Below are 13,200 nucleotides of genomic sequence, written 5' to 3'. Positions count from 1 at the left end.
CGGGCGCGGCGCGGGGCCGCGGGGCGGAAGGGAGCCTGGAAGGGAGGTCCGGGTCGTCGGGGACAGTACTCGTAGGCCCTGCCGACCGGAATTCGGGCCGACATTTTGCCCGGGACACGGCTGGCTGACACGGGCTTTCGGCTGATCGAGCCGCGGACATCGAGTCGGATCCCCACTCCGCGGCCGCGGAGGGAATTCGGATTGGCGGCAGCCGGCCGAATTCGGGGGCAGGATCGTCCGCGCGGGGACTGGACATCGCGGGGCAGTCGTCCACGATATCGACCGCCACAGCCCCCATGGACCAACCCCGATTCGCATCCGCCCTGTCGACCGCGCTCGACACAGACGCGGCCGAGAGCGAGGTGGCCGAGTCGATCGTCAGCCGCCTGGCGGGGCGCTCGGCGGGGCTCCTGGTGGCCTTCGTGACCCGCCACCACGCAGCCCGCTTCGAGGGCCTTCTGGACCGGCTCGCCGATCGGACGGGCGCCATGTCGGCCATGGGCTGCACGGCGGAAGTGGTCATCGGCGAGGGTCGCGAGGCCGAGGGCCAGTCAGGGCTGGCGGCCTTCGCGGCCTACCTGCCGGGCACCGACGTGACGCCCTTCCAGGTTCGAGTGACCGAAGCGGAGGACGGGGGCCCCGAGTTCACGCGCCCGAGCGACCTGGCGGCGCGGGGCCGCTCCGGGGTGCTGCTCCTGGGCGAGCCGTTCACGCTCCCGGTGGAGGACCTGCTCACCGATCTGGCCGCTTCGGCCCCCGGGGTGCCCGTGGTCGGCGGCATCGCCAGCGGCGGTCTGGGGCCTGGCTCCAACCTGCTGCTGACCCGCGACGGGGTCGTCGAGGAGGGCGGGATCGGCCTGGCCCTGAGCGGCGCCACCGGTGTCATCCCCGTGGTCAGCCAGGGCTGTCGTCCGGTTGGCAGGGCCTGGGTGATCACCCGCTGCAAGGACAACGTGATCTTCGAGTTGGGCGGCCGGCCGGCCTTCGAGGCCCTGATGGAGACCGTTCGTGGCGCCGCCCCCCGCGAGCGCGAGCTACTAGAGCGGGCGCCCTTCGTCGGTCTGGCGGTCGATCCCACCAAATCGACCTTCGACCGGGGCGACTTCCTGGTGCGGGGCCTACTGGGCGTGCAGCCGGTGGACCGCTCGATCGTGGTGGCCGACTACGTGCGCCGGGGGCAGACAGTCCAATTCCTGGCCCGAGATGCCGAGAGCGCCGGCGAGGACCTCGAGCACCTTCTGGCCCAGGGCGTGCGCTCCGCAACCACCGCGACCGACCCCGGCGCGCTCCTGTTCACCTGCAACGGTCGCGGCTCACGCATGTTCGGCGAGCCGCACCACGACATCTCACGCCTGCAGCGCGCCCTGCCCGGGACCCCCCAGGTCGCCGGCTTCTTCGCGGCAGGCGAGATCGGCCCCATCGGCGGCCGCAACCACCTCCACGGCTTCACCGCATCGGTGGCCCTCTTCGGGCGCACCGACGACCGCACCTGAGATCCCCCATGGACTTCGTCACCCTCGCCATCGCCGTCGTCGCGCTCTTGGTCGCCATCACCGCGCTCAAGCGCGTCTCGAACCCCACTGTCCTCGAGGACATGCGCGCCGAGGGACGGCGCCGGGTCGAGAACCTGCGCACCGAGCTGCGCGCCGACATCGAGACCAACCGCCGACTGCTGGCGGAGGTGGCCGCCGGCGGCGACCTGGATGCGGAGCAGATCATCGAGGGGCGCCTTTGGAACGACGTCTCGACGCGCGAGGGCATCGCCATGGTGCAGAGCGGCTCGGTGCGCCTGCTCGACGTGCGCAGCCCCCAGGAGACGGCCTCGGGCGTGATTCCCGGCGCCCAACTGATTCCGGTGGACCAACTCGAGGAGCGCTTGGACGAGCTGCCCAAGGATGGCAAGCCGATGCTCGTCTACTGCGCCGGGGGCGGTCGCTCGGCGGCGGCCTGTGAGTTCCTCAGCGGCAAGGGTTTCTCCGGCCTGAGCAACCTCGAAGGCGGCATCGGCGCCTGGACCGGGCCCGTGGCCAAGTCCTAGGGGGCAGGCGTCGGGACCGCGGGCGCGGTCGGGATAGACTCCTCCCCATGAGTCAGCAACTCTCGGACGCCCAGCTCGAGGCGGACCTCGCGTTCGCCATCCAGACGGCGCGCGAGGCCGGCGAACGCATCGCCGGTCTGCGCGAGACGGGGCGCTGGACCGACCCGGTGATCATGGGCGACGTCGCGGACCAGGCGGCCGACGGCTACCTGCAGGGCTACCTGCGCGGGCGCTACCCGGACGATGGGATCCTCTCGGAGGAGACGGCTGACTCCGAGGCGCGGCTCGCCTGCTGGCGCACTTGGATCGTCGATCCCCTCGACGGCACCAAGGAGTACCGCACCGATCGCGACGACTACGCCGTGCACGTGGCCATGACCCTCGACGGGGTGCCGGCGGTGGGCGCCGTGGCCCTGCCGGCCCTGGGTTCGGTGTTGTGGGGTGTCAGCCTTCCCGGCCGCGAGCGCGGCGGGATCGAGGGTTCGGACGCCGAGCTGTTGCGCGGCGATTCGCCCGAGCCTGACACCCACCGCATGGTCTGCAGTCGCAGCCACACGCCGGCCTGGATCGAGCGCTTCGTGGAGGCCCTGGGCGACACCGAGCTGGTGCGCTGCGGCAGCGTGGGTTTCAAGGCCAGCCGCCTGCTGCTGGGCGAGGCCGACCTCTACGTCCACAAGACCGGCCTCAAGGAATGGGACACCTGTGCGCCGGAGGTGATCGCGCGGGCCCTGGGTTGGCACGTGTGCCGCATCGACGGCAGCGCCCAGGTCTACAACCAGGCCGACCCGCGCAACGACGAGCTGATCATCTGCCGGCCCGCGATCGCCGAGCGGGTGCTCGAGACGGTGCAACGGCCGGGCATCATCGACGGCTGAGCGGGCCCTGGACCGGACGACGACTTCCAGCTCGCCGCGCGTTTCGCTCGAGTAACGGGGCGCCCATGCAGGCCGATTCCAGTGCTCGCAGCGCCCCATTCGTCGCTCCTGCAGTTCGAGGGGCTCCGTGGTGCGTCGGGTCTTGTTCGAATAGCGCGTCCGGATCGTCGCCTGCACCACTTGGGCCCGCGCGGCGCGATCCCCTGAAGGAGGCGACGCCCGTGCGACCCGAGACCGAACCCGCGATCGACGACAGGACTGGTACCGACGGTCCGCGTGGCACTGAACGAGCTCTTGCGGATCACGCCAAGGCCGCTTCGGCTCCGGCCAAGCCCGGCGCCGCGTGGACGCGCCACCCGCGGCTGGTGCTGCCGCGACCCGGGCCCCTGCGCCGCCTGCGGCGCAAGCTCCGCCGTTGGCGCAACGAGTTGACCTCGATCGTGGCCGAGCGGCGCAAGAGCCCGCGCATGGACGGCTACCCCGTCCACGTCAACCTCAACCACACCACGATCTGCAACCTGCGCTGCACCATGTGCGCCCAGGGGCTCTACGACGTGCCGCAACAGATCATGGAGCCGGAGGTCTACTTCCGGATCCGCGACGAGCTCTTCGACCACATCAGCGAGATTTCCCTGACGGTCATGGGCGATCCCTTCTGCGTGCCGAAACCCTTCATGGCACAGGTCCTCGACGACGTCGAGCGCCACGACCTGCGGCTCGAGATCACCACCAACGCGACCCTGCTCGGCGACGACGAGGAGCTCGAGCGGCTGGCGCGCGTGGTCAACAAGATGGTGATCTCCTTCGACGGCTCGACCAAGGAGGTCTTCGAGCGCGTGCGCGTACGCGCCAACTGGGAGCGCACCGTGCGCAACATCGAGCGCTTCCGCGACGTGCGACGCAGCTTGCCGTTCTTCCGGCGGCCGCTGACGTACTTCAACTACGTGCTGATGCGGAGCAACCTCGACGACCTGCCGGGCTTCATCGAGCTGGGGCACCAGTGGGACGCCTACTCGATCACGGCCTCGCCGGCGATCGCCGTGCACCCCAGCATGGCGCCGGAGATCCTCGACTTCGAGGGCGACGCGCACGTGCGCGAGGTGCTGCAACGGTGCGTCGACCTCGCGGCCGGCTACGGGATCGTGTTCACCGTGCCGGGCGTGCGGTTGCCACGACCGACGGCTCGCCCGAGCTTGGCGATGCGCGCCAAGCGCGCTTTGAGTCCCTGGCGCCCGACCCTGACCCAGGGCCTCAACTACCTGGCCCAGAAGGCGGGCCAGCGCTTCAAGCTGGCCCAGCGCGAGTGTGGCTTCCTGTGGCAAAAGGCCTACCTGCAGATCGACGGCAAGGTCAGCACCTGTTGCCACCACCAGTTCATCGTCACCGGGGAGTTGAGCGAGCAGCCCTTCGGGGAGATCTGGAACGGCGAGACCTACCGCGAGCTGCGCGCCACGCTCAACACCGATCGGGTCAAGTCGCCCTGCGACACCTGCTACCTGCTGCGGTAGTGCGCGCGCCCCGCGCTCGACTGCCACTCGGGGCAGTCGGGCGCGGGGCGCGCGGGGTCAGCGCCCTTCGAGCGCCGATCGGCTCGGGTCCTACAGACCCAAGTAGACGTCGACGGCGTTCGACAGGCGCAGGGGCTGGGCCAGGTCCGCGTGGACGCCCTGGGTGTAGACCGGCAGGCCGCACAGAACCGGCGAGGCCGGCAGGGGCAGGGACCAACTGGCCACCGGGCCGACGCCGACGGGCAGGCCGAGCAGCTCGAGCCCGGTGAAGTCGACCAGGATCACGTCCCCGCCGAAGGGCAGCACGGCCGGTGCCAGGTAGCCGAAGACCGCCCCGAAGGGATAGCCGGAGGTGGTCAGGTCGAGCTGCAGGTCCAGGTTGCCGCCCAGGGCGCCGACGGTGGCCGCGAGGGAATCCAGGTTCGCGCCCGCGGTGTGCGACAGGCCGCCGGCCGCGGGGCCGAGGCCGCCGCCGGGCAAGAGGTTCTGGGCCAACACGTCGTTGCCGCCACCGTTCTCGTCGCCGTGCCAGGCCACGAAGGTGTCGCCGAAGGGCCCGGCCGCGATGGCCACGTCGTCCTTGGACGAGGGCGTCGAGGCGATGGTCACGATCGCGTGCTGGAGCACGCCCGCGCTGTCGACGCGCAAGGCGCGGACCTCGTCCTGGCCGAAGCCGGGGCCGGCGGTGAAGGCCACGGCGGCGCCGCCGCCCGAGATCACCGTGCTGACCTGGGAGGGATCCTCGCCACCCAGGGGCACGAACTCGATGCCGCCAGGTCCCCACAGGCGGTTGCCGGCGCCGTCGAGCTTCTGACCCGACACGCCGCGCAGGGATTGCAGCGAGTTCTGCTCGACCCAGAAGACGAAGGCCTCGTCGGTGCTCTGGTTGTAGGCCAGGCTGGGGCTGACGCGGATCTGCGTCGCGTTGGTCGAGACCTCCACGCCGGTGCCGGCCACGCCGAAGGACTGGCTGCCGTCGGAGCGCACGTGTTGGGCGTAGCACTGCAGCGGGCCGGTGCCGTACCAACTGAACAGCGCCCCACCCGCGCCGTCGGTCACCAGCGGCGGGAAGTTGCCCAGTTGCAGCGAGCCGCTGGTGAAGACCGGCACCGAGGCGCCGGGCCACTGGGGCGCGCCCGTGGACGAGAGCTTCTGGGCCAACAGGTGCCTCGGACCGAAGAAGCCGCCGCTCTGGGAGATCCAGGACAGGATCACCGCGCCTCCCTCGGAGCGACCCAGGGAGCTGAGCGAGGCCGTCTCGCCCACGGCGACCGGAATCGCCACGCCGCCGCCCCACTGGGGCGCGCCACTGGCGTCGAGCTTCTGCAGGCGCGTCGTGCTGCCCTGGGTCCAACCGACCACGCAGCCGCCGTCGTCGGTGGCCGCGATGCGCGGCGAGGCGACGAACTCGGTCGTGCTCGTGAGCTGCACGCCGTTCACGCCCCAGACCAGGGTGCCGTCGGCGGCCACCCGCGCGGCGGTGATCTGATCGCCGACGAAGCGGTCGTCGCGGAAGGCCAGCCACGCGTCGCCGTTCGGGCCGGCGTCGAGCCCGTAGTCCTGGGTCGACGAGTAGCCGCGGTCGGCGACGGTGATGCCGCCGTGAGGCCACAGCTCCGAGCCGGCGGGATCGAGGCGTTGCAGCACCACGTCGTAGCCGAAGGCCGGGCTTCCGGCGGGGTCGCTGTCGTAGAAGCTGACGAAGGTGGTGCCGTCCGACGCCGGCGCCAGCTTGACCTGGACCTCTTCGCCGCTGCCGCCGGAGAGCACAGCGTTGGTGGAGGCCGCCTTGGACCACTGGGCCTGGGCGGTGGGGAGACAGGCCATCAGGCCCAGGAGGAGCGCGAAGCGGCGACCGGTAGGAACTTGCATGGTCCGCGATTCTAGCCCGGGTCCATCGATCCTGCCGGTGCCCGGGCTGCCGCGACGGCCGTCAGGCGCGGCGCTCGCGGTCGATCGACGCGAGCATGTCGACCGTCGCGCGCAGGGAGCGCGCGAGATCCTCCCCCACCCTCGGGGCCAAGGCCTCGACCAGCTCGCGCGCCATCGAGAGGGTGCGATCTCGGCCACCGTTGAAGTGGGACCAGAAGGCGTCGGGACTCTCGGACCTGGCCAGGTCGCGAACCATGGACGAGAGGTTGTGGAGCTTGTCGGCCGCCTTCACCGTCGCGGCGTCGGCCGACATGGTCGCGACCTTCTCGATCCCGGCCCGCTTGCGCTCCTCCCAGGAGCGCGTCTTGTCCTCGGTCAGCTCCGCGACGATCTCTGCCACCTCTGCGCCGAATTCAGCCTCGATCCGCTCGACGTCCCAGCCGTCACAGTCCTCCACCACGTCGTGCAGCAGCCCGGCCTGGACCACGTGGTCCGGCGCGCCGTGGCGCGTGAGCACCAGGGCGATGTGGATCGGGTGCACCACGTAGGGATCGGCCGACCCCTTGCGGGTCTGGCCGTCGTGGGCGTGGAGGGCGACGCGGATCGCCCGTTCGACGTCTTCGGAGTACACGGATCGGGGGAGTGGCGGTGGACGGCGCGCGAGTCTCGGGGCCCCAAGGTAACCGTTGCCCGGCGGCCCGACCGGGTTGGCCCACGGTGGGCGGGAGGTCGGCGCGATCCGCCGTCGGGACCTCGCGCACGAAAATCGAGTTTCTGGCGGCGGATCCGGGGGGCCTCTACGCCGGACCCATGGGGGCGAAGGCCGAAGACCCGCGGACCGCCTCCGCCAGGGAGCTCTGGGGCCGATTCGAACCTGCCGAGCAGACTTGCGCTCGGTTGCTTGACGACCTTCGGCAGCGCACACCCGCCTCGTTCTCTTGCTACGAACGGGTGCGCGCTGCCACCCCTCCCCGGGCCGCCGGGTGGCCTGGCCCTCGCAAGCTGCCTGTGGGGAGACGTCCCCTGGATAGGTCGGGCGAGTGCTTGCGGCGCGGCCGGGCCAGCAACGCGTAGGCAGCGCAGCTCGATCTCCCGGGCGCCGCCGGTCCGCCGTCAGATCTGAATGCCGAGGGGCTTCAGGATCAGCACGCCGAACAGCATCGAGGCGATCAGGAAGATCGTCAGGACCCCCATCGCGCCCCCGGGCAACAGGCCCATCCAGGGCAGGGTGCGGTCGGGGTAGGTGAACTTGATGTGCTCCACGGGCGTGCCCGAGGTCGTCTTCTCGGCCGGCCAGAGCCAAGCGGCGAAGAAGCCCCCCACACGCTCGGGCTGCATGACGGCGGGACGCTCGGCGTCGCCGGTGACGATCTGCTTGGTCAACTCGGTGTCGCCGACGCGGATCAGGATGTCCTCGACCCCCGACTCGATCGCCACGAACTCGATCCAGGCGCGGCCCTCACTGGGCACGCGCACCAGCTTCGAGGTGGCCTGCAGGGTGGCCGGCAACTCGATCTCGAGGTCCGCAACGCGGGCCTCGTCGCCCTCCGCCATGGCGACCTCGAGCACCGTGCCCTGCCCCGCCAGGTGCTGGCCCTGGGTCATGTCCGTGAGCGGCACCGGGTCGAAGCCGAAGCGCACCACGAGCTGGGCCGCGACCAAAGTGAAGGGCACCAGCAGGGGGAAGATCGGCCCGAAGTTCAGCCCCAGGTACTGGAAGTTGCGGCCCAGCACCGTCGCCACCGACTTGGCCACGATCCCCAGGTCGTTCTGGTAGAGGCGGATCGCGATCATGCCCCCCTTGATCTTGTCCTTGGTGCCCTTGATGCCGCCCTGCCAAGAGATGTACTTGAAGCAGATCAGCGCCAGGATGCCGAAGACGCCGCTGATCAAGATCAACGCGACCGTCGGGCCTGCGAGGCCGAACACGGACATCAGGACGTCGAAGATCGACGTCATCGTGCCGTTGATCAGATCCATCGGGGGGGGGGGAGTCGGGTCGAGGGGAGGGCCGCGCGCCGGGCGCCTGATCGATCAGTGGATTCGACCGATCAGGTCACGAGCGCGACCGAGGGGGACCGAATGCGAGGGCCGGCGTCAGCTGATGTAGCCCAGGCCGCGCAGCTTCTCGGTGATGTCCTCGTCGGAGTCGTCACCCTCGAACTGGGCGAGCTCGCGCTCGACGATGTGGGAGATGAACTCCTCGGCCGAGGCGTAGCCCGCCACTTCCGCAACGCGCTTGGCGCGGTCGATGAGGTCCTTCTCGAGCTTGATCTTGTTTCCGCCGCCGAACATGGGTCGTCCTTGGGTCGATGGGCCGAGTCGGCCCGGGTCAGGTTGGTGAGTCGGTCTGGTTGAGAGGTCGCAGGTCCGTCGCCCGGGGGCGCCGTCAGTTGGCCGGTCCCGCGAGCACGCGGTGTCCGCCCATGCCCTCGATGGGCTCGATGCCGTAGAAGCCGAGCACCTCGACGGTCAGGTCCCGCAGGTTGTGGTCCCCGGGGGCCACGCGCGCGTTGGACAAGAGGATGCCCGAAACCACCTCGGGCGCCATCAGGTGCGAGCCGTTGAACGTGCCGCCCAGGTTGTCCGCCAAGATGTCATGGGGGATGTAGCCGATCGAGGCCGGGTCCGAGTTGCAGTAGCCGACGTTGAAGCCGACCAACAGGTCGGGGGCCTCGGCGAGCCGCTCGGAGTTGGCGTAAGCGTCCTCGGCGATGTCAGCGTGCAGGATCACCCGCTCGCCGGTCTCGGGATCGACGATGGCCTCCAGCTCGGCCTTGATCTGCTCCAGCAGGGCACGGCGCTGGTCCGCTGTGACGATGCCGGACTCGTCCTCGTCCGTGTGCGGATCGTCGAGCTCGCGACCGGCCAGGTTCAGGTAGAGACCGTTGAAGCCCATGCCGTAGGCGCGGGTCTTGGACCAGTCCACGTGGGCCGTGATCACCCGCGCCGAGTAGGCCGGGTCACTCTTCGGCAGCTCGCGGCCGTCGGTGAGCTGGACTCGCTGGCCGTCCTCACCCAGCACGTAGCCCTCGTCGTCCGCGAGCCCCTGGGCCTGCAGCGCCTCGAGCTGCGCCTCGTCGGCCTTGGCCCAGACGGGCTCCTTCGGCACCAGATAGCCGTTCTCGAGCAGCCAGGTGTTGATGCTGAACTTGCGCGTGTAGGGCGCGAAGCCGTGATCGCTCATGACCACCAGGGTCCAGGGCTCCGGGCTGCGCTCCATGCGCTCGCGGATGCGACCCAGGACCGGGTCCATGGTCAGGTAGACGTCGTAGATGATGTCCTTCCACAGGCTCCCCGGGCGGCCCGACCAGGAGGCCGTGCTCTCTTCGGCGAGCTGCGCGTCGTGGTTCGGGTGGTCCGCCTGGAAGTGCCGCCACAGCATGTGGGACATCAGGTCGACCGTGGAGTAGTAGAAGAACAGCAGGCCCCCGTCCTGCTTGTCCTCGTAGCGGTCGAGGGCGTGCTCGAACATGGCCCGCCGCTCGGTGTAGACCAGCTTGCACTGCTCGAGGAACTCGGCGTCGGTGAGCAGGTGCTCCTTGAGGGCGTTGACGTCCTCGGCCATGCCCTGGGTGTAGTAGGTCCCGATCGCGTCGGCCAGGTCGGCGCTGGCCGAGCTCGGCTGGGACACGTCCATGGCCGGGTTGCGCGGATCGATGTTCACCGGCGAGGCGTAGAGCTCGACCTCGGGCTCCATCGAGCGCAGGTAGAAGCGCACCACGCCGCCGATCGGGTCGTCGACGCCGGGCAGCCAGTCGAGCCAACCCGGTGCCATGTCGCTGACCGTGAACTCGACCTCCATGAAGTCGGTCCACTGACCCGGCTCGACCACGATCGTCTGGGTCCCGATCTCGATCGCGCAGGCTCCGGCCTCGCGATCGACGTAGATCTTCATCGGAGCGCGCGCGGGAGCCTTGCGCCCGTCGATGTCGGCGTCGGGCCCCAAGACGAAGGTCCGGATCACTCCACCCCGCTCAGCGAAGTCCGCGTCGTCGACGATCTTCGAGTAGTCGAGGCTGCTCGCGGCGAACGGGTCCGTCGTGTACAGCGTCGCCTGGCCGTAGGCCGAGTCGATGGCCGGGGTCATCATCCCGGGGAACGAGAGCCCCTTGGACTCCTCGACGGGGAAGTTGGCCGGCATGCGCCACACGTCGGCCGGCACGCCGTGCTCGGCCAGGACCTGCCAGAAGGACTTGCCCGAGCGGTTCGACTCCTCGGACCCGGGGATCAGGCCGAAGAACGAGCCCGCGCCGGGCCGCGTGGTCGAGCCCAACGCCCCGCGCGTGACGTAGTCGCGGTGGATGAAGTCGTAGATCCCGTGGCCACCCGGATCGCGCCCGGTGATGAAGTCCGACCAGGCCACCGGGCTCTGGGGCGGCAGGGATGTCCCCAGGGAGTGGATCCCGTCGGCCTGGTTCACCAGCCACTGGAAGTTCTTCGTGCGCTCGGGGAAGCGCTCGATCACCTCGGCCAAGAGGTCCGGGTCCATCCCGTCGATGCCCAGCACGACCAGGCGCGGGTGCTTGGCCTTCACGGCGGGCACAGCAGCGGGCGCGACAGCCGCCGATGCGACGGCCGCCGCCGGCGCCTCCACCGGCGCAAGCCGCTTGGGGATCGCCGGCGAGACCGTGACCGCCAGGATCGCGACCGCCGGGTAGACGGTCCAACGCGGCAGCATCACTGCACCACCTCCCGCGCGGGGTCGGCCGCGGGGCGCGACGCGGGCGCCGGCGCGGTCTTCGGCGTGGCGTCGGGCTTGCGCGGACCGAACAGCGGCTGACCCTGCATGTAGGCCGGGATCTTGACCCCGAACTGATCCAGCGCGGTCGGCGCGATGTCCATGATGTTCGGCGTCTCGGTGTTGATCGCGCGATTGCACCAGAACACCCCGGGCACCAGGCGCGGGTCGACGCAGTGGTCACCGGACCAGGACTTGGTGTTGTCGCTGAAGACCTCCTCGGAGACGCCACCCGTGGCGCAGTCCCAGGAGTGGCGGTAGTTCCGCGCGTAGCCCACCAGCAGCTCCGGCGCCATGTCCGCGTAGGGACCCGAGTGCAGCTCCTTGGTGATGAAGGCCTCCTTGACCACCGTGTCGCCGGTCTTCGGGTCGCGCAGGGCCTCGAGCTTGCCCTTGATCTCGCGCAAGAGCTCGTCCATCTCCGGCCCCTTCGAGACGGTGCCCTTGGCCTCGCGCCCCTTACGGTTGATGAAGATCCCGGTCAGGCCGAGGGTGAAGGCGCGGGTCTTATCCCAGTCCACGTCGGCGAAGTAGTCGCCGGAGGTCTGCTTGCCGTCCTTCATCACGAGGTAGCCCTCGTCGCGCAACCACGAGTTCAGGTTCACGCAGCGCGTGAAGTTGCAGAAGCCGTGGTCGGAAATGATCATCAGGACCGTCTCGGGGTCTTCCTTGACCTTGTCGCGGATCTCCACCAGGAACTCGTCCATCTTGGCGTAGAGCTGCGGGATCACGTCCTTGTGCTTCTCGATGTCCTTGCCGGCGTTGGCCGGGTGCTCGGGATCGAGGTAGCGGTAGAACATGTGGCTGATCCGGTCGGTGGTGTCGAAGACCACCGTGACGAAGCCCCTCTTGGTCTTGTCGAGGACGTCCCAGAGCTGCTTCTTGCGCTCCTCGAAGATCAGCCAGGCCTGCTTCAGGAAGGCCTCCTCGTCGACCACCCGCTCGTTCAGCGCCCAGGTGTCCTCGGCCAGGCCGAGGGTCGCGTAGGGCCCCTGCATCTTCGCCAGGTAGATGGCGTAGACGAAGGGGTGGCTGATCGGCATGGCCGGGTCGTCGGGGTTGATGTTGATCGGCGTCACGTAGATGCCGACCCCGTCCTTGTCCCAGTCCTGGATGTAGAAGCGCGCGATGCCGGTCACGCCCTTGAAGGGCACCGTCATCCACGGGGTGTACTCGCGGAAACCGACCTCATGGGTCTCGTCGCCCACGGTGATCTTGGCCTTGCGGGTGGCCTCGTCGAGCTCCACGCCGAAGGGGCACTTCATGCGGCTGCCGTCGGCGCCGTGGGGCCCGGTCAGGTTGGAGTCGATGCGGTTGCCGCTGCGGCGCACGGTGAACTGCTGGCCGCCGATGTGCTGGCCGGCCGGGCGCGGCTTGGTCGAGTAGAACGAGAACGAGCCCTGGGTGCCCTGCAGGTCGGGCACGCACATGCCCGCCAGCAGGGTGCCGTTCTTGAACTTCTGGGCCGGGAAGGTGATCGGGACCCGGATGATCGACGACCACACGTAGTTGTCGCCGAGCAGCTTCCAGAAGGGCTGGCTCTTCTGCAGGAGGCGGTTCACCACCTTGTGGCCGAAGGGCACCTTGGCCAGGCCGAGGTTGAGCGTGCGAGGGAGAGTCTTGATCTCCGTCGACGACAGCATCGGCAGGTAGTTGCAGGGGTCCCGGGTCAGGAAGTCGTAGATGTTGTGGCGCGAGGCGTCGACGCCGGTGGCGTAGCTCGACCAGGCCACGGGCGAGATCGACGGGTAGGCGGTCGCGAGCGGGGCGAAGCAGCCCTGCTCCTCGAGCGCCTTGAAGTTCGGCATCAGCCCCTGCTCACTGAACTTCTTGGCCAGGCCCGGGTCGAAGCCGTCGAGACCGACGACGATCATGCGCTTGACCTTGGGCTTCGCCACGCCACGCATGCGGACCCAACGGACCGCGGCCTTGAGCGGCCAGATGGCCACGATGCCGAAGGCCAGGGCGAAGGTGCCGACCAGCACGAGGGCGCCGCCGGCGGCCGCGAAACCGGCACCGGGGCCGACGTAGGCGGAGGCCGGGCTGGCAGTTAGGACGCCGACGCCGATGGTGGCGAGGGCGGCGCGGAGGGTGCGCTGACCGATCTGCATGGAAGCGGGGAGACGTCGAGGTCGTGGCGGGCGGAACCGGTGCCCACCGGGGCGG

10 protein-coding genes are annotated in these 13,200 nt (G+C 69.8%); 4 read left to right on the top strand and 6 right to left on the bottom strand.

The genetic code is table 11. From position 1 onward, the window contains the following. Window positions 1-296: 296 nt before the first annotated feature. From Pla133_RS04390 to Pla133_RS04375, 4 genes are all read left to right on the top strand, one after another. A complete protein-coding gene (locus Pla133_RS04390; RefSeq protein WP_145062858.1) occupies window positions 297-1,493 on the top strand; it encodes an FIST signal transduction protein in 1,197 nt (398 codons plus the stop codon). Between the two features lie 8 nt (window positions 1,494-1,501). Next, window positions 1,502-2,038, top strand: a complete 537-nt coding sequence (locus Pla133_RS25940; RefSeq protein ID WP_419192121.1) for a rhodanese-like domain-containing protein — start codon at window positions 1,502-1,504, stop codon at window positions 2,036-2,038. Window positions 2,039-2,085: 47 nt separating this feature from the next. Continuing rightward, window positions 2,086-2,913: a 3'(2'),5'-bisphosphate nucleotidase CysQ gene (locus tag Pla133_RS04380; protein ID WP_145062856.1), complete on the top strand. Its 828-nt coding sequence runs from the start codon at window positions 2,086-2,088 to the stop codon at window positions 2,911-2,913. Between the two features lie 221 nt (window positions 2,914-3,134). Continuing rightward, window positions 3,135-4,421 (top strand): radical SAM/SPASM domain-containing protein, encoded by a 1,287-nt coding sequence (locus tag Pla133_RS04375; RefSeq protein ID WP_419192120.1) that lies wholly within the window; start codon window positions 3,135-3,137, stop codon window positions 4,419-4,421. Between the two features lie 90 nt (window positions 4,422-4,511). Here Pla133_RS04375 and Pla133_RS04370 read toward each other — a convergent pair whose 3' ends face one another. The 6 genes from Pla133_RS04370 to Pla133_RS04350 form a co-directional block, all read right to left on the bottom strand. After that, the gene (locus tag Pla133_RS04370; RefSeq protein WP_145062852.1) at window positions 4,512-6,293 is read right to left on the bottom strand and encodes a hypothetical protein; all 1,782 of its coding nucleotides are present in this window, start codon (window positions 6,291-6,293) and stop codon (window positions 4,512-4,514) included. A gap of 61 nt (window positions 6,294-6,354) precedes the next feature. After that, the gene (locus Pla133_RS25935; protein ID WP_419192119.1) at window positions 6,355-6,924 is read right to left on the bottom strand and encodes an HD domain-containing protein; all 570 of its coding nucleotides are present in this window, start codon (window positions 6,922-6,924) and stop codon (window positions 6,355-6,357) included. 482 nt (window positions 6,925-7,406) lie between these two features. Next, window positions 7,407-8,273 carry a hypothetical protein gene (locus Pla133_RS25930; RefSeq protein ID WP_419192118.1) on the bottom strand — a complete coding sequence of 289 codons (867 nt, stop codon included), beginning with the start codon at window positions 8,271-8,273 and terminating at the stop codon, window positions 7,407-7,409. A 117-nt stretch (window positions 8,274-8,390) separates the two neighbouring features. Then, window positions 8,391-8,588, bottom strand: coding sequence for a hypothetical protein (locus Pla133_RS04360; RefSeq protein ID WP_145062847.1), 198 nt, complete (start codon window positions 8,586-8,588; stop codon window positions 8,391-8,393). Between the two features lie 94 nt (window positions 8,589-8,682). Further along, window positions 8,683-10,974: an alkaline phosphatase family protein gene (locus tag Pla133_RS04355; protein WP_145062845.1), complete on the bottom strand. Its 2,292-nt coding sequence runs from the start codon at window positions 10,972-10,974 to the stop codon at window positions 8,683-8,685. Then, a complete protein-coding gene (locus tag Pla133_RS04350; protein WP_145062843.1) occupies window positions 10,974-13,145 on the bottom strand; it encodes an alkaline phosphatase family protein in 2,172 nt (723 codons plus the stop codon). The genes Pla133_RS04355 and Pla133_RS04350 overlap by 1 nt, the downstream gene beginning before the upstream one ends. Window positions 13,146-13,200: the final 55 nt, after the last annotated feature.

It is taken from the genome of Engelhardtia mirabilis, assembly GCF_007748095.1.
In the GTDB taxonomy this organism is placed as follows: domain Bacteria; phylum Planctomycetota; class UBA1135; order UBA1135.
The sequence above is the reverse complement of the archived record's forward strand: the minus strand, read 5'-3'. Positions and strand labels throughout refer to the sequence as shown.

What these genes read in the sequence shown, in the direction of transcription:
- Pla133_RS25940 (WP_419192121.1), top strand. Translation starts at nt 1,502, where the DNA reads ATGGACTTCGTCACCCTCGCCATCGCCGTCGTCGCGCTCTTGGTCGCC.
- Pla133_RS04380 (WP_145062856.1), top strand. Translation starts at nt 2,086, where the DNA reads ATGAGTCAGCAACTCTCGGACGCCCAGCTCGAGGCGGACCTCGCGTTC.
- Pla133_RS25930 (WP_419192118.1), bottom strand. Translation starts at nt 8,273, where the DNA reads ATGGATCTGATCAACGGCACGATGACGTCGATCTTCGACGTCCTGATG.
- Pla133_RS04360 (WP_145062847.1), bottom strand. Translation starts at nt 8,588, where the DNA reads ATGTTCGGCGGCGGAAACAAGATCAAGCTCGAGAAGGACCTCATCGAC.
- Pla133_RS04355 (WP_145062845.1), bottom strand. Translation starts at nt 10,974, where the DNA reads ATGCTGCCGCGTTGGACCGTCTACCCGGCGGTCGCGATCCTGGCGGTC.
- Pla133_RS04370 (WP_145062852.1), bottom strand. Translation starts at nt 6,293, where the DNA reads ATGCAAGTTCCTACCGGTCGCCGCTTCGCGCTCCTCCTGGGCCTGATG.
- Pla133_RS04390 (WP_145062858.1), top strand. Translation starts at nt 297, where the DNA reads ATGGACCAACCCCGATTCGCATCCGCCCTGTCGACCGCGCTCGACACA.
- Pla133_RS04350 (WP_145062843.1), bottom strand. Translation starts at nt 13,145, where the DNA reads ATGCAGATCGGTCAGCGCACCCTCCGCGCCGCCCTCGCCACCATCGGC.